This window comes from Rhizobium etli 8C-3 (assembly GCF_001908375.1).
Classification (GTDB): domain Bacteria; phylum Pseudomonadota; class Alphaproteobacteria; order Rhizobiales; family Rhizobiaceae; genus Rhizobium; species Rhizobium etli_B.
In genome coordinates this window covers 3862490-3877499 of record NZ_CP017241.1, presented here as the reverse complement: position 1 = coordinate 3877499, position 15010 = coordinate 3862490, and the positions used below count along the sequence as shown (strand labels likewise).

Below are 15010 nucleotides of genomic sequence, written 5' to 3'. Positions count from 1 at the left end.
CAGGATACGTCTCAACGTGGAACGGCATGGGCTCTCAGTAAGACCGGCCGTTCGACGAAAATATAGCTGAGGCTTCCAGCGACGAACACAAGGGCTGCTGCCAGGAGTGACCAGAGCAGCCAGCCGCAGACAAGATTGTCGGCGATCGGGCCGAAGGCGGAAGGAAAAAGCGCCTCCACAACGGAAATGACCGGATCCTGCCAGATATAGATGCCGAACGAGATTTTCGCGGTGAAGCGTACCGCTCGACGATCGAGGCAGCTCCCAAGCCACAGTGAGCGCGCCAGAGAGACCAGCGCCACTGCAATGGCGATCGGAAAGAGCGGAAAGCCGTAAGGAATTCCAAGCCAGCCATAGGCCTCCCAAGGTCCGCCCACCGATGAGACGAGGGCAGCGGCGCTGCCGGCCAGGGCGAGACAGGCGAGGACATCGAAAAGCGCGACCCTCCGCGTCGGAAGGATTGTCTCAACGCCCGAAGCAAGGATACCGAGCGCGAAAATCGCAAAAAAGCCGATCGGATTGTAACGCGGCATCCATTCCTTCGCACCGCCCGCCATGCCGAACTCCCAGCCGCGCTGCACGTGCTCCGGCTGCAAGGCGTTGACGATCAACCAGTGCAAGGCAAGGGCAGTCGCCAGGGCGCAAAGCCAAAGGAGACGCTTAGGCAAGCGCGGTAGCCGGCGGCTGAAATGATGAAGAGCAAGCATGAACGCCGGCAGCAGCACATAACAGGTTGCTTCGAATGGAATCGACCAAAGCGGTCCGTTCCCTTCGACCGGAAACAAAGTCCGCCAATGCCACTGGCTCATCAGGAGGAAACCTGCCGCATAGCGCATCCTGAGCTCGGCCGTTGGTGGATCTGCGAGCAGCGTGATGCTCAAAACGAAGCCTGCGGTCAGCGCCACCCAGTAGCCGGGCAAGATGCGTGCCGCGCGATGTATGGCGTAAGTTTTCAAATCCGGCAATGGGCGGCGCTCATCCAGGGCCTGCCAGAAGGGCCGCGCAAGCAGATAGCCGCTGAGAACAAAGAAGACCGCTACGCCGAAATTGCCAAAGCGGGCAATGACCAAGGCCGATTGCGCGGCGGCGTCCACCTGATTGATGTCGATCCGCAGGACAAGATGATGAATGAGAACGAGCAGGCACGCGGCCGCACGCATGGCATCGGCACCTGCCAGCCTCCGATCTTTCTCCATTCGTGCCTCGCCTGACTGCTTCTCCTCAGGCCTAGGACATGATGGCGCGCAGGACAAGGGCTCTGCCATGGAACGGTCGGGCACGGGACGAAAGGCGCCATTCATCTTCGCCGGCCGTCGGGTGTGACGCAAACATGGGCACCGGCGAACACCCGGACATAAGCAGACCGGGTGCTCGCCGGCGTTTCCGTGCCTGCCGGGGACGGAAACAGCGTGAATTAGGCGGCGATGTTTCGATAAGGTCGCTCGGCACGTGCGGCGGACAATGCATGCGCCCACCATTGAAGCCTTGCCATCATGCGGGCGAGAAGCTTGAGCGCGTCTTCCGGCCCCTCGAGGCTGCCGTCTTCATCGAAGCGGTTCCAAGGTGCCACAATACTCACGGTGTCGCGTATGGTGACGGCATGGAGTTCGGCGAAGACGAGCCGCAGCTGTTCGACAGCACGCAGACCGCCAGAGATTCCTCCATAGGATACGAAGGCTACAGGTTTGCCGTGCCAGGGTTCGTTGAACGCGTCGAGCACGAATTTGAGTGCCGCAGTGAAGCTGTGATTGTATTCGGGTGTGACGACGATGAAGGCATCGGCCGCATTCAGGCGCGAGGCGAGACGCACCATTTCGGGATGATCGCTATCGTGCCGGGCAGGCAGACCGAAATCGAGCGGATCGATGATTTCAAGGTCAATCTGCGGGTAAAGCGTGAGCTGCCGGATCAGCCATTTCACCACCCGGTCGCATATCCGGCCCTCACGTATGCTTCCGTAGATGACGCCGATTTTGATGGCAGCTTGCATATATTGCTCCTTCTTTACGCTGCAAGGAGTTTGGCTTATAAAACCTCAACCAATATTGAGGTCAATATGGAAACAAGTTCATCGATCAATTTCGGCAGGCTCCTGACTGTAGGCGAAGTTGCAGAGCGCAGCGGGCTGGCCGTCTCGGCGTTGCATTTCTACGAGGCCAAAGGCCTGATTTCGAGCATGCGGTCACGCGGCAATCAGCGACGTTACGGGCGTGATGTCCTGCGCCGTCTCGGCATCATCAAGGTGGCGCAGAGGGTCGGAATACCGCTGGCCGAAATTCAGGCGGCCTTCGATACTCTGCCGCAGGGGCGCACCCCAACTGCGGGTGACTGGCAAAAGCTCTCGCAAATGTGGAAGGACGATCTGGATACGCGGATCATGCGGCTGATCTTGCTTCGCGATCGTTTGACCGGTTGCATCGGCTGCGGTTGCCTGTCGATCGAAAGCTGCCCGTTGCGAAATCCCTGCGACAAGCTTGGGAAAGAGGGAACCGGTGCGCGCCTGCTAGAGGAGGCTTAGCGGCCGCTGCAATTGCTCCCATCTAGCTGTCCACGGCAGCCGCTTCGTCCATTTCCTGATACAGCCCGTTCTCTGGCTGCACACGATTGCTCTCCAAGTCTCTAGCCACCAAACGAAGCAATACAGCGCTAGACGAAGAAAATTGAATATCAAACGAACCGGCTACGACAATAGCTTTTGTGAGGTTTCGATCAGGTTGATGCCGCTTTCCGCGCAGACCTTCCTGAGGGATTCGACATTGCAGTCGTCGGTGACGAAGGTGTGGACCTGTGACAGGTGGCCGATGCGCACCGGAGCCGTGCGCTCGAACTTGGTGGAGTCGGCAACGAGGACGACGTGGCGTGCATTCGCCATGATTGCCTGGGCGACCCTCACCTCGCGGAAATCGAAGTCGAGAAGCGCACCGTCCGGATCGATCGCCGAAGCGCCGATCACGGCGTAGTCGACTTTGAACTGGCGGATGAAATCGACGGCTGCTTCGCCGACGATGCCGCCATCTGAATGGCGAACCACGCCGCCCGCGATGACGACCTCGATTGAAGGAAAAAGGCGCAAGCGGCTGGCAACGTTGATGTTATTGGTGATTACCATCAATTCCTGGTGATCGACGAGCGCTTCCCCGACGGCCTCGGTCGTCGTTCCGATATTGATAAAGAGCGAGGCCTTGTCGGGAATAAGATCAGCCGTGGCGCGACCGATCGCGAGTTTTTCGCTGGCCGCGATCGAGCGGCGCGCCTCGTATTTCACGTTCTCCGTCCCGCCCGGAAAGATCGCTCCGCCGTGAATGCGCGTCAGTACATGCCCATCGCATAGATCGTTCAGATCCTTGCGGATGGTCTGCGGCGTAACGGAGAAGCGTGCTGCCAGATCTTCGACCAGCACGCGGCCCTCCGCTTTGGCGATATCGAGGATCTCCGTCTGCCGTCCGGACAGAAACATGGTTTCGCTCCCTTTCTTTCGTTGGGCCGGATCATATGTTAAAGCGAAAATTGCGCAATCGGCGACTGGCTGCCGGAGCGGGGAGGGTTCAGGCGTGTTTCATCCCAAGCTTTTCGAGAATCGCAATGTTGTGGTGACCGGAGCAGGGCGTGGAATCGGCCTCGAAGTCGCGCGGCAGTTCCTAGATTGCGGCGCCCACGTCCTGGTTCACACTGGCCGGAACAGCGAAAGGGATCTGCCGGATTTCCTGCTGACGGCAGAGCAGGAGCGGCGGGCGGTTCTTATCGCTGCCGATTTTCTCGCGCCGAACGGAACTGCCGGTTTCGCAGCGAAAGCCCTTGATACTTTCGGCATCATACACGCACTCGTCAACAATGCCGGCACCATGGTGGGCCGCTTTTTGGCCGACGACCTGACCGATAGGGAATACGACACGATCGTCAGACTCAACCAGACATCTGTCGTCGAGCTCACGCGTGCGCTGCTTCCTGCTTTGCGCGCAGCCCACGGGGCGGCGATCGTCAATACGGTTTCCATCTCGGCTTTGACCGGCGGCAGTCCCGGCTCGGCAATCTATTCCGCCTCCAAGGCTTTCGTTGCCACCTATTCCAAAGCGCTCGCACGTGAGCTGGCGCCGGATGCGATCCGGGTCAATTGCGTGTCTCCGGGCACGATCGAAACCGACTTCCACGGGCGTTATTCCTCGCCGGAGAAGCTCGAGCAAACCCGCAAGGGCATACCGCTGCAACGTCTTGGGACTGCCGAAGATTGCGCGCCCGCCTATCTCTTTCTGGCTGCGCCGTCACTTTCCGGCTACATCACGGGCCAGGTGCTCGAAATCAACGGTGGCCAGCTTATCTGCTGATTTAGTTGGACTTTTTTTGGTATTTCGCCAATTGGGAATAATGCCGGCGTGTGAATATGTTATCGTTCCGGCCTACCTGAAGTGCTCCAGCAGAGATCAGAATGCCCTTGCCAAAGACCGAGCCGGGAATAACCGGCCAGGAACTGCAGAAGCTTGCTGTAAAGGCCCACGAAGCAGGCGGACTGCTGAAAGCGATGGCGCATCAAAACCGGCTTCTCATTCTGTGCATCCTCGCCAACGAGGAAAAGACGGTCAGCCAGATCGAGGAATTGCTGGGTGTACAGCAAGCGATGGTTTCACAGCAGCTTGCACGGCTGCGCATGGAAGGCCTCGTAAATACGCGAAGGGCAGGCCGGCTGGTCTATTACAGCATCGGCAATGCCAATCTGACGATTTTCCTGGATTCTCTCTTCGGCATGCTCAAAGCAACCGACCCCGACTGATTCCCGCCCTTGCGATTATTGCCGGCTAGCGCCAAAGATGGCTTGTCCCGAAGCGGGCGGGAGGCTGGATGATCGACAAACTTGAATTCTTCATTGCCCTTGCCAACGAAAAGCACTTCGGCCGTGCTGCCGAGGAGTGCGGCATCTCGCAGCCCACGCTGTCGGCTGCAATTCGGCAACTTGAAGATCAACTGGGCGTCATGCTCGTGCAGCGGGGCTCACGGTTTCAGGGTCTGACGCCGGAGGGCCAACGTGTCCTCGAATGGGCAAGGCGCATCGTCGGTGACACGCGCACCATGCGCGAAGAGATGCGCGCGGCGCGCAAGGGTCTTTCCGGCCATCTGCGCCTTGCTTCCATTCCGACGGCTCTGGCGATGCTGCCGCGTATTACGACGCCTTTTCAGGAGCGGCACCCGGACGTCACCTTCTCCATCGTCTCGCGCAATTCGCTGCAGGTGTTGAGCATGCTCGAAAATCTGGAGATCGACGCCGGGGTGACTTATCTGGAAAACGAGCCGCTTGGGCGTGTAACGGCCGTGCCGCTTTATTCCGAGCGCTATCACCTGATCACCGCTGCCGGCAGCCCGCTTTCCGATCGCGAGACCGTGACCTGGCGTGAAGTGGGCGACCTTCGGCTTTGCCTATTGACGGCTGACATGCAGAACCGGCGCATTATCAACCGGCACCTCGCGGAAGCCGGTGCGAGCGCGCATCCCACTTTGGAATCGGGTTCGATGATCGTGCTCTTTTCTCATGTCAGAACCGGGCGCTGGGCGAGCATCATGCCACGTAACGTGGCTGAATCCTTTGGCTTTCCAGCCGAAATACGAATGATTCCGATTGTCGAGCCGGCGGCCCATCATTCGGTCGGACTGGTCGCCACGCATCGCGAGCCTTTCACGCCTCTCGTGTCTGCGTTGCTCCACGAGGCCAGGATACTCGCAGAGCGAGAAAGTCTTTGATAGGAAATACCTATCAGGTGACGGAACAGCTTTATTGATCGCTCGATGTTTCCCTGAAAGACTCACCTGGAAAATAAGATACCGGATCGGCATGGGGAGGCCGTTGCGGTGAGCGACACAGCAAAGCCTCGGGAGGCCTGCCGAAAATGAATGCTCATGTCGCCAATGGCGATATTGCCGAGCGCACGCGCGCGATTGTAGGCGCCTTGCGGTCTCTTGAGGGTCCGCTCCTGCCGATCCTTCACGAAGTCCAGGATGAATTCGGCTATGTGCCGCACGAAGCGCTGCCGGTCATTGCCAGCGAGCTCAATCTGTCGCGGGCCGAAGTGCATGGTGTGATGACGTTCTATCACGACTATCGCGATCACCCTGCCGGCCGCCATGTCCTGAAGCTCTGTCGTGCCGAGGCCTGTCAGTCGATGGGCAGCGATGCTGTCGCCGATCGGTTGAGAACACTGCTCGGCGTCGATTTCCATCAGACCACGCTCGACGGCAGCGTGACCCTGGAGCCAGTTTACTGTCTCGGGCTCTGCGCTTGTGCGCCCGCAGCCATGCTCGACGGCGAGCTCTATGGGCGGGTCGATGATGAAACAATCTCCGATCTCGTTGCGCAGGTGCGGCGATGAGCGTGACGATTTATGTTCCGCGCGATGCCGCAGCGCTCGCGCTCGGTGCCGAGAAGGTGGCTGAAGCGGTTACCCAGGAGATCGCAGCCCGCGGCATCGATGCGAAGATCGTGCGCAACGGCTCGCGCGGAATGTTCTGGCTGGAACCGCTGGTGGAAGTCGAGGTATCGGGCAAACGCATCGGCTATGGACCGGTGAAAGCCAAGGATGTCGCTGCACTTTTCGACGCTGGCTTGGCGAGCGGCGGCGAGCACGCGCTCTGTCTGGGGGAGGTCGAAGGCCTCCCATTCCTCAAGGAACAGACCCGCCTGACCTTCGCCCGCTGCGGCATCGTCGATCCGCTTTCTCTGAAAGATTATGAGGCACATGGCGGCCTCGCCGGGCTTCGCCGCGCTGCGGCCATGGCTCCTGCAGACGTGGTCAAGGAAGTGACCGACTCCGGGCTTCGCGGCCGCGGGGGTGCTGGTTTTCCAACGGGCATCAAATGGAAGACCGTACTTGATGCCGCCGGCGACCGGAAATACATCGTCTGCAATGCAGACGAAGGCGACAGCGGCACCTTTGCCGACCGCATGATCATGGAGGGTGATCCCTTCGTGCTGATCGAAGGCATGGCGATTGCCGGGCTCGCGACGGGTGCGACGAAGGGCTTCATCTATATCCGCTCCGAATATCCCCATGCGGTCGCGACGATGACGGAGGCGGTCGAGATCGCATGCGAGGCCGGCATGATCGGCGATTCGGTGCTCAGTTCCGGCCGCGCCTTCGATATCGAAGTTAGGACCGGTGCGGGCGCTTATGTCTGCGGTGAGGAAACGTCGCTGCTCAATAGCCTGGAAGGCAAGCGCGGCGTCGTGCGCGCCAAGCCGCCGCTGCCGGCGCACAAGGGACTCTTTGCCTGTCCCACGGTCATCAATAACGTGATCTCGCTGGCCTCCGTGCCGGTCATCCTGGACAAAGGGGCCGTCTTTTACCGCGATTTCGGGATGGGTCGGTCGCGCGGCACGATCCCGCTGCAGATCGCCGGGAATGTCAAGCATGGCGGTCTTTATGAGACGGCCTTCGGGCTGTCGCTCGGTGATATCGTCGACAGGATCGGCGGCGGGACAGCGACGGGCCGGCCAGTGAAAGCGGTGCAGGTCGGCGGTCCTCTCGGTGCCTATTTCCCAAGGACGCTCTTCGATACGCCTTTTGACTACGAAGCCTTTGCTGCCAAGGACGGCCTCATCGGCCATGCAGGCATCGTTATATTCGACGACACGGTGGACATGCTGAAGCAGGCGCGGTTCGCCATGGAATTCTGTGCGATCGAAAGCTGCGGTAAGTGCACGCCCTGTCGCATCGGCTCCACGCGCGGCGTCGAAACTGCAGACAAGATCGCGCAGGGAATTGAGCCGGAGAAGAACCGGGCATTGCTCGCCGATCTCTGCAACACCATGAAATTCGGCTCGCTTTGCGCACTCGGTGGCTTCACGCCCTATCCGGTGACGAGCGCGATGACGCACTTCCCGGACGATTTCGCGCCAACACCCCTCATCGAAGCGGCGGAGTAAGAAACCCATGTCTCTCGTTCACGAAATCGACTACGGCACACCGGCTTCGAAATCCGAAACAAGCGTGACGCTGACCGTCGATGGCCGTCAGATCACCGTGCCGGAGGGTACGTCCGTCATGCGCGCCTCGATGGAGGCAGGAATTCAGGTGCCGAAGCTTTGCTCGACCGATATGGTCGACGCCTTTGGTTCCTGCCGCCTGTGTCTCGTGGAGATCGAAGGCCGCAATGGGACGCCTGCATCCTGCACGACGCCGGTTGCAGCGGGCATGGTGGTCCATACGCAGACCGGCCGCCTCAAGGATATTCGCCGCGGGGTGATGGAACTCTACATTTCCGATCATCCGCTCGACTGTCTGACCTGTGCTGCCAACGGCGATTGCGAGTTGCAGGATATGGCAGGCGCCGTCGGCTTGCGCGACGTTCGCTACGGTTATGAGGGCGACAATCACGTCAAGGCACGCAATAACGGCGACAACAATCTCAAATGGATGCCGAAGGACGAATCGAACCCGTATTTCACCTATGATCCGTCAAAGTGCATCGTGTGCTCGCGCTGCGTGCGTGCCTGCGAGGAAGTGCAGGGAACCTTTGCGCTGACGATCGAGGGGCGCGGTTTCGGATCACGTGTTTCGCCGGGCATGCACGAGCACTTCATCGATTCCGAATGCGTTTCATGCGGTGCCTGCGTACAGGCCTGCCCGACGGCAACGCTGAGTGAGAAGTCTGTCATCGAGATCGGGCAACCGGAACATTCCGTCGTAACTACCTGTGCTTATTGCGGCGTCGGCTGCTCGTTCAAGGCGGAAATGCGTGGTGAGGAGCTGGTGCGCATGGTGCCGTGGAAGGACGGCCAGGCCAATCGCGGGCATTCCTGCGTCAAGGGCCGTTTCGCCTATGGCTACTCGGCGCATAAGGACCGGATCCTCAATCCGATGATCCGCGAAAACGTCACCGATCCATGGCGTGAAGTGACCTGGGACGAGGCTTTCGCGCACGTGGCGTCGGAATTCCGCCGCATCCAGTATCAGTACGGCCGCGATTCGATCGGCGGCATAACGTCGTCGCGTTGCACGAACGAGGAGACATACCTCGTTCAGAAGCTCGTGCGCGCGGGCTTCGGCAACAACAATGTCGATACCTGCGCTCGCGTCTGCCATTCGCCGACGGGCTATGGCCTCGGCCAGGCCTTCGGCACCTCTGCCGGTACACAGAACTTCGACAGTGTCGAGGATTCCGACGTCGTCATCGTCATCGGCGCCAATCCGACGGACGGCCATCCGGTCTTTGCCTCGCGGCTGAAGAAACGGCTGCGTCAGGGCGCCAAGCTGATCGTCATCGACCCGCGGCGCATCGACCTTGTCAAAACACCGCATGTCGAGGCTGCCTATCACCTGCCGCTGAAGCCCGGCACCAATGTCGCCGTCATGACGTCGCTTGCGCATGTGATCGTCACCGAAGGGCTTTTCGACGAGGCCTTCATTCGCGAGCGCTGCGATTGGTCTGAATTCGAGGATTGGGCGGCTTTCGTCTCGGAGCCTTGTCACAGCCCGGAGGAGACCGAGAAGTTCACCGGCGTTCCGGCGGAATCGGTTCGTGGCGCAGCGCGCCTTTATGCGCGCGGCGGAAACGGGTCGATCTACTACGGCCTCGGTGTCACCGAGCACAGCCAGGGTTCCACGACGGTTATGGCGATCGCAAACCTGGCGATGGCGACCGGCAATATCGGCCGTGCGGGCGTCGGCGTTAACCCGCTTCGCGGCCAGAACAATGTGCAAGGCTCCTGCGACATGGGCTCCTTCCCGCACGAGCTGCCGGGTTACCGCCATATCTCGGACGATGCGACGCGCGATATCTTCGAGAAGCTGTGGGGCGTCAAGCTCAATAACGAACCCGGACTTCGCATCCCGAACATGCTGGACGCCGCCGTGGATGGCACGTTCAAGGGCTTGTATGTCCAAGGCGAAGACATTCTTCAATCCGATCCGGATACGAAGCACGTCGCGGCCGGCCTTGCTGCAATGGAATGCGTCGTGGTCCAGGATCTCTTCCTCAACGAGACGGCAAACTACGCGCACGTCTTCCTGCCGGGCTCGACCTTCCTGGAAAAGGACGGCACTTTTACCAATGCCGAGCGTCGCATCAACCGCGTGCGCAAGGTCATGACGCCCCGCAACGGTTATGGCGACTGGGAGGTGACGCAGAAGCTGGCGCAAGCCATGGGGCTCAGCTGGAACTACCAGCATCCCTCCGAGATCATGGATGAGATCGCGGCAACGACACCGAGCTTCGCACTGGTTTCATACGACTACCTGGAAAAGACGGGATCGGTGCAGTGGCCCTGCAACGAAAAGTCCCCGCAAGGTTCGCCGATCATGCACGTGAACGGCTTTGTTCGCGGCAAGGGCAAGTTCATCCGGACGGAATATGTGGCGACGGATGAGCGGACCGGACCGCGCTTCCCGCTTCTGCTGACGACTGGCCGTGTCCTCAGCCAGTATAATGTCGGGGCCCAGACGCGGCGCACCGACAACGTCGTGTGGCATGCCGAGGACCGCCTGGAAATCCATCCGCACGATGCTGAAATGCGCGGTATTCGCGACGGTGATTGGGTGAAGCTCGCCAGCCGCTCCGGCGATACGTCACTGCGGGCGCTGATTACCGATCGCGTTGCACCCGGTGTCGTCTACACGACCTTCCACCATCCGAACACGCAGGCAAACGTCATCACCACCGACTTTTCCGACTGGGCGACGAACTGCCCGGAATACAAGGTGACGGCGGTACAGGTCTCACCTTCCAACGGCCCTTCACAATGGCAGACCGAATATGACGAGCAGGCACGTCTAAGCCGCCGCATTGCCGGCAAGCTGGAGGCGGCCGAATAATGGAAAGGCGTCCGGCGCGCATTTCCGTCAAACGGATCGCCCGAAAGGGCGGGGTCGTAGTGCCGGGTGAACGCGTCGTGCCGGAGGAGATACCGGTTGCCTTTTCCTACGGCGGCACGTCGCATGCGGTAATGATGGCGACGCCCCAGGACATAGAAGACTTTGCGGTCGGATTCAGCCTGACGGAAGGCATAATCCAGGACGCGGGTCAGATCTGCGCGATCGAAATCGTCGATGAACAGCAGGGTATCGATGTCCAGGTAACGCTGACAGACGATGTCGCGGACGCTTTGCGTGCACGCCGACGCAGCATGGCTGGACCGGTTGGCTGCGGACTTTGTGGCATCGAATCGATCGATCAGGCCGTCCGTCCGGTGCCCGATGTTTCCTCTGCGGATCTCAGGCTTTCGCATGGCGACATCGTCCGTGCCGTCTCGCTCCTCAATGACGCACAGCCGCTTCACAGGGAAACACGCGCAGTCCACGGAGCGGGCTTTTACATTCCCGGTCAAGGCTTGCTCGCCGTTCGCGAGGATGTCGGCAGGCACAATGCACTCGACAAGCTCTGTGGGGCTGTCATTGGCACCGGAACTGCCGGCTCAAAGGGGGCTGTCGCCGTCACGAGTCGGCTGTCGGTCGAGATGGTGCAGAAAGCCGCCATCCTGGGAAGCTCTGTCCTCATCGCGATATCTGCGCCGACGGCTCTTGCCATTCGAACTGCCGAGCAGGCCGGCATGACGCTCGTTGCGCTTGTGCGCGGCGACGACTTCGAAATTTTCACCCACCCGCACCGTATTTTGCCTGAAAGCATTGCCGATGTCGCATGATCCACATTCAAAGCTCGTCTATATGGCCAACCAAATAGCGACCTTTTTCAAGAGCCAGCCTGAAAGCGAGGCAGCTCAAGGTGTTGCGACGCATATCAACAAGTTCTGGGAGCCGCGCATGCGGCGGCAATTGTTTGAAATTCTCGAGAAGGACGACAATTGCTTGGACGCGCTCGTCATTCAAGCTGCACCTCTGATCCGCAGGCCCGAGCCGGCCGAACCAATCCGGAAATAAGGTTCGATTTCACCCTGGAGGGGGCACAGATATTCGCCTGCTGCCTGGCCTCGTCGACATCCCGTTGCTTTGGAGCGTGTGGGTGACGCTCAAGGCAACCTTTGCGCTGTTCGGTTGATCTTGATCATTCGCGAAGCCTGAGGCACGTGCTTTGGCGCGTGCCTTTCCTTGTGCCGCCTTGCGGCAGCTTCTCCGGAAATCATGCGTCGGTCGCTTACGCTGCCAGCTCGTCCGTTTCGTTTTCCTTGAACATCTTGGCAAGGTTCAGGAAGCAGATCATGCCGTTCTCCGAGGCGATGACCCCCTCGCAGTACGCGCGATCGAAGGATGCCGTCACTTCCGGTACGGGCTGAACCTGGCTGGAGGCAATCGTCAGAATGTCGGAGACGCGGTCGACAAGCATGCCGATAACCATGCTGTGCACTTCGGCGACAACGATGGCGCTGCGCTCATTGGCGACGGTGCTCTTCATGCCGAGCTTATAGGCGAGATCGATGATAGGGATAACGGATCCGCGAAGGTTCATGACGCCGATGACGTCGGCGGGCGCATGTGGGATCGGCGTCGAGGGCGCCCAGCCGCGGATTTCGCGGATGGTGGTCGTCTTTACGCAGAACTCCTGATCGTGCAGGCGGAATGCGATGATCTCGAGAGTATCGCCGCTGAAGTTATTCGAGTTGATCGTCGTCATTAGAAAGTCTTTCCAAGCCCGGCAGAAGCGGCTGCGCCACCATTGGCGCGAACCCCGTGCCTTCACACCAAGCGACGTCCTCTCAATGATCTTCGAGGCTTCGTTACGGTTGACTTGGACCTTATCCGAAGAGTGTTGCACAAATCTAAATCGCCACAGCGGACCACAAGGTTTTTTGGGTTCACCTGCGGTGTTGCATCAACAATAAAAGCGAAAATGGGCTTGCCTTATGCGATCGTCTTTTCGATCTCAGAGACAGCCCATTCCACCTGCTCCTTGGTGATCAGGAGCGGCGGCGCCAGGCGGATCGTATTTTCGTGCGTATCCTTTGCCAGAAGGCCCCGTTCCTTGAGGTTATGGCAATACTGCCGCGCACCACCTGCTTCCGGCTCCAGCTCGATCGCCATCATCAGGCCACGGCCGCGCACGTCCTTGACGATGTTGGAGCGAATCGACCTCAGCCCGTCGAGGAAGTATGCACCCATCTTCTCGGCATTTTCGATCATGCCTTCTTCGGTGAGCACCTTCAATGCCGCGCGGGCGACGGCGCAAGCAAGGGGGTTGCCTCCAAACGTCGAGCCGTGCTGGCCGGGTTTGAGGACGCCGAGAACTTCCGAGTTGGAGAGGACGGCCGACACCGGATAGAAACCACCGGAAAGCGCCTTGCCGATCAGCGTCACGTCGGCTTCAATGCCCTCATGCTCTTCCGCCAGAAGTTTGCCCGTCCGGCCCAGGCCTGTCTGGATCTCGTCGAGGATCAGCGTGACATTATTGACCGTGCACAGCTCACGGACACGCTTGAAGTATCCCTCGGGCGGGATGATGACACCGGCTTCGCCCTGGATCGGCTCGATGAGGGCGGCAACGGTGTTCTCGTTGATGGCTGCCGCGAAGGCTTCAGCATCGCCGAAGGGAACCGTACGAAAGCCTGGCGTATAGGGGCCGAAGCCGGCACGTGCGTCCGGATCGGTGGAAAAGCTGATGATGGTCAGCGTCCGGCCATGGAAGTTATCGGCGCAGACGATAATCTCCGCCTTGCCTTCGGGAACGCCCTTCACTTCATAGCCCCATTTGCGAACCGCCTTGATGGCTGTCTCGACGGCTTCGGCGCCGGAGTTCATCGGCAGGATCTTGTGAGAGCCGGTGAGCGCGGCCAGCTCCTCATAGAGATGGGCGAGCTGGTCGTTGCGGAATGCGCGCGAGGTGAGAGTGAGCTTGCCGGCCTGTTCGACCATCGCCGCCAGAATCTTCGGGTGGCAGTGCCCCTGGTTGACCGCCGAATAGGCGGAAAGGCAATCGAGATACCGCTTGCCGTCCGTATCCCAGACGTACACCCCTTCGCCGCGGGTCAGGACGACGTCGAGCGGCTTGTAGTTATGCGCACCAAGCTGGTGTTCGGTGGCGATCAGATCTGCGGATGTGCTCATGGTGCTTCCCCTTATGCGGCGCGTGTCGGACGATCGAAGATGCGGCGGCCGAAGAGGCTTGCCGTCAGTTCCACGAGAACGCGGGCACTCTTGCCGCGATCGTCCAGAAACGGATTGAGCTCGACGAGATCAAGCGACGATACGAGCCCGCTGTCGGAAAGCATTTCCATGACGAGGTGCGCTTCGCGAAATGTCGCGCCGCCAGGGACGGTGGTGCCAACCCCAGGCGCGATATCCGGGTCGAGGAAATCGACATCCAGACTTACATGCAGAAGACCGTTGGCCCTTTCGATCGTGCTGACGATATGGCGCATGGTGGCTGCGATGCCCTGCTCGTCGATCGAGCGCATGTCGAAGACGTTGACGCCGTGCTTTTGGATTTCCACGCGCTCGGATGGATCGACGGAGCGAATGCCAACCTGAAACACATTGCGCGGATCAACGAGGGGCCGGTCCTTGGGCAGGATTTCCGCGACCTCGGCCTGACCGCTGAAGAAGGCGACCGGCATGCCATGCATGTTGCCCGAAGGCGACGTGGCCGGCGAATTGAAATCTGAATGGGCGTCCAGCCAGAGCACGAAGAGCGGGCGGCCTTTTTCAGCTGCGTAACGCGCCATGCCGGAGACACTGCCCATCGACAGGCTGTGATCGCCGCCGAGAATCAGCGGAAACCGTCCGGCCGCAGCGGCGTCGTAGGTGCTGGCTTCGAGTGCACGCGTATAGGCGCCAATGAGACGCAGATTGTGAGCCTTCGGATGGTTGGGAAGGTCGCGCGCCGGAACGACCTGGATATCGCCTTCATCACGCACGTCATGGCCAAGGTCGATCAGGGTTTGGTCCACACCGGCAATGCGTAGCGCTGCCGGTCCCATCGCCGCTCCGCGCCGGCCCGAGCCCTCCTCTACCGGAACGCCAATGAGTGTGATTGATCGAGATTGAACTTCCATTCTGGGCGCTCCGGATTCGAATTTGGATGAATGCATATTCGGACATCGACGTGACGGCAAAAAGATGGAAAAATGTCAGAAATGAACTCC

General features: G+C 59.9%; 15 protein-coding genes. 9 read left to right on the top strand and 6 right to left on the bottom strand.

Annotated elements, in window-relative coordinates:
• Positions 1-11: 11 nt before the first annotated feature.
• Positions 12-1196: an acyltransferase family protein gene (locus tag AM571_RS19140; RefSeq protein ID WP_074062758.1), complete on the bottom strand. Its 1185-nt coding sequence runs from the start codon at positions 1194-1196 to the stop codon at positions 12-14.
• 218 nt (positions 1197-1414) lie between these two features.
• Positions 1415-1990: an NADPH-dependent FMN reductase gene (locus AM571_RS19135; RefSeq protein WP_074062757.1), complete on the bottom strand. Its 576-nt coding sequence runs from the start codon at positions 1988-1990 to the stop codon at positions 1415-1417.
• A 66-nt stretch (positions 1991-2056) separates the two neighbouring features.
• Between AM571_RS19135 and soxR the strand changes: the two genes are divergently transcribed.
• Positions 2057-2518, top strand: a complete 462-nt coding sequence (gene soxR, locus AM571_RS19130; protein ID WP_074062756.1) for a redox-sensitive transcriptional activator SoxR — start codon at positions 2057-2059, stop codon at positions 2516-2518.
• A 162-nt stretch (positions 2519-2680) separates the two neighbouring features.
• Here the strand turns inward: soxR and AM571_RS19125 are convergent, their stop codons facing one another.
• Positions 2681-3457 (bottom strand): DeoR/GlpR family DNA-binding transcription regulator, encoded by a 777-nt coding sequence (locus AM571_RS19125; RefSeq protein ID WP_074062755.1) that lies wholly within the window; start codon positions 3455-3457, stop codon positions 2681-2683.
• 94 nt (positions 3458-3551) lie between these two features.
• Here AM571_RS19125 and AM571_RS19120 point away from each other — a divergent pair, with 94 nt between their 5' ends.
• From AM571_RS19120 to AM571_RS19085, 8 genes are all read left to right on the top strand, one after another.
• Positions 3552-4322 (top strand): SDR family NAD(P)-dependent oxidoreductase, encoded by a 771-nt coding sequence (locus AM571_RS19120; RefSeq protein WP_074062754.1) that lies wholly within the window; start codon positions 3552-3554, stop codon positions 4320-4322.
• A gap of 101 nt (positions 4323-4423) precedes the next feature.
• Positions 4424-4765 (top strand): ArsR/SmtB family transcription factor, encoded by a 342-nt coding sequence (locus AM571_RS19115; RefSeq protein WP_074062753.1) that lies wholly within the window; start codon positions 4424-4426, stop codon positions 4763-4765.
• 68 nt (positions 4766-4833) lie between these two features.
• Positions 4834-5727: a LysR family transcriptional regulator gene (locus tag AM571_RS19110; protein WP_074062752.1), complete on the top strand. Its 894-nt coding sequence runs from the start codon at positions 4834-4836 to the stop codon at positions 5725-5727.
• Positions 5728-5873: 146 nt separating this feature from the next.
• On the top strand, positions 5874-6353 hold the full coding sequence (locus tag AM571_RS19105; RefSeq protein WP_074062751.1) for a formate dehydrogenase subunit gamma: 480 nt from the start codon (positions 5874-5876) through the stop codon (positions 6351-6353).
• The gene (locus AM571_RS19100) at positions 6350-7906 is read left to right on the top strand and encodes a formate dehydrogenase beta subunit (RefSeq protein ID WP_074062750.1); all 1557 of its coding nucleotides are present in this window, start codon (positions 6350-6352) and stop codon (positions 7904-7906) included. Before AM571_RS19105 ends, AM571_RS19100 begins: the two co-directional genes overlap by 4 nt.
• Positions 7907-7913: 7 nt before the next feature.
• A complete protein-coding gene (gene fdhF, locus AM571_RS19095; protein ID WP_074062749.1) occupies positions 7914-10793 on the top strand; it encodes a formate dehydrogenase subunit alpha in 2880 nt (959 codons plus the stop codon).
• On the top strand, positions 10793-11620 hold the full coding sequence (gene fdhD, locus AM571_RS19090) for a formate dehydrogenase accessory sulfurtransferase FdhD (protein ID WP_074062748.1): 828 nt from the start codon (positions 10793-10795) through the stop codon (positions 11618-11620). Before fdhF ends, fdhD begins: the two co-directional genes overlap by 1 nt.
• Entirely contained in the window at positions 11610-11855 is a 246-nt protein-coding gene (locus AM571_RS19085) for a formate dehydrogenase subunit delta (protein WP_074062747.1), read from the top strand. Before fdhD ends, AM571_RS19085 begins: the two co-directional genes overlap by 11 nt.
• Positions 11856-12069: 214 nt before the next feature.
• Here AM571_RS19085 and AM571_RS19080 read toward each other — a convergent pair whose 3' ends face one another.
• From AM571_RS19080 to rocF, 3 genes are all read right to left on the bottom strand, one after another.
• The gene (locus tag AM571_RS19080; protein WP_027511677.1) at positions 12070-12546 is read right to left on the bottom strand and encodes a chemotaxis protein CheW; all 477 of its coding nucleotides are present in this window, start codon (positions 12544-12546) and stop codon (positions 12070-12072) included.
• Between the two features lie 227 nt (positions 12547-12773).
• Positions 12774-13973, bottom strand: a complete 1200-nt coding sequence (gene rocD / locus AM571_RS19075) for an ornithine--oxo-acid transaminase (RefSeq protein ID WP_074062746.1) — start codon at positions 13971-13973, stop codon at positions 12774-12776.
• 11 nt (positions 13974-13984) lie between these two features.
• Positions 13985-14920, bottom strand: a complete 936-nt coding sequence (gene rocF, locus AM571_RS19070; RefSeq protein ID WP_074062745.1) for an arginase — start codon at positions 14918-14920, stop codon at positions 13985-13987.
• Positions 14921-15010 lie beyond the last annotated feature (90 nt).

Excerpts from the sequence above, each read along its gene's own strand:
- AM571_RS19125 (WP_074062755.1), bottom strand. The coding sequence starts at position 3,457 with ATGTTTCTGTCCGGACGGCAGACGGAGATCCTCGATATCGCCAAAGCG.
- AM571_RS19140 (WP_074062758.1), bottom strand. The coding sequence starts at position 1,196 with ATGGAGAAAGATCGGAGGCTGGCAGGTGCCGATGCCATGCGTGCGGCC.
- soxR (WP_074062756.1), top strand. The coding sequence starts at position 2,057 with ATGGAAACAAGTTCATCGATCAATTTCGGCAGGCTCCTGACTGTAGGC.
- AM571_RS19080 (WP_027511677.1), bottom strand. The coding sequence starts at position 12,546 with ATGACGACGATCAACTCGAATAACTTCAGCGGCGATACTCTCGAGATC.
- AM571_RS19105 (WP_074062751.1), top strand. The coding sequence starts at position 5,874 with ATGAATGCTCATGTCGCCAATGGCGATATTGCCGAGCGCACGCGCGCG.
- rocF (WP_074062745.1), bottom strand. The coding sequence starts at position 14,920 with ATGGAAGTTCAATCTCGATCAATCACACTCATTGGCGTTCCGGTAGAG.
- AM571_RS19110 (WP_074062752.1), top strand. The coding sequence starts at position 4,834 with ATGATCGACAAACTTGAATTCTTCATTGCCCTTGCCAACGAAAAGCAC.
- AM571_RS19135 (WP_074062757.1), bottom strand. The coding sequence starts at position 1,990 with ATGCAAGCTGCCATCAAAATCGGCGTCATCTACGGAAGCATACGTGAG.
- AM571_RS19115 (WP_074062753.1), top strand. The coding sequence starts at position 4,424 with ATGCCCTTGCCAAAGACCGAGCCGGGAATAACCGGCCAGGAACTGCAG.
- AM571_RS19100 (WP_074062750.1), top strand. The coding sequence starts at position 6,350 with ATGAGCGTGACGATTTATGTTCCGCGCGATGCCGCAGCGCTCGCGCTC.
- AM571_RS19085 (WP_074062747.1), top strand. The coding sequence starts at position 11,610 with ATGTCGCATGATCCACATTCAAAGCTCGTCTATATGGCCAACCAAATA.
- fdhD (WP_074062748.1), top strand. The coding sequence starts at position 10,793 with ATGGAAAGGCGTCCGGCGCGCATTTCCGTCAAACGGATCGCCCGAAAG.
- rocD (WP_074062746.1), bottom strand. The coding sequence starts at position 13,973 with ATGAGCACATCCGCAGATCTGATCGCCACCGAACACCAGCTTGGTGCG.
- fdhF (WP_074062749.1), top strand. The coding sequence starts at position 7,914 with ATGTCTCTCGTTCACGAAATCGACTACGGCACACCGGCTTCGAAATCC.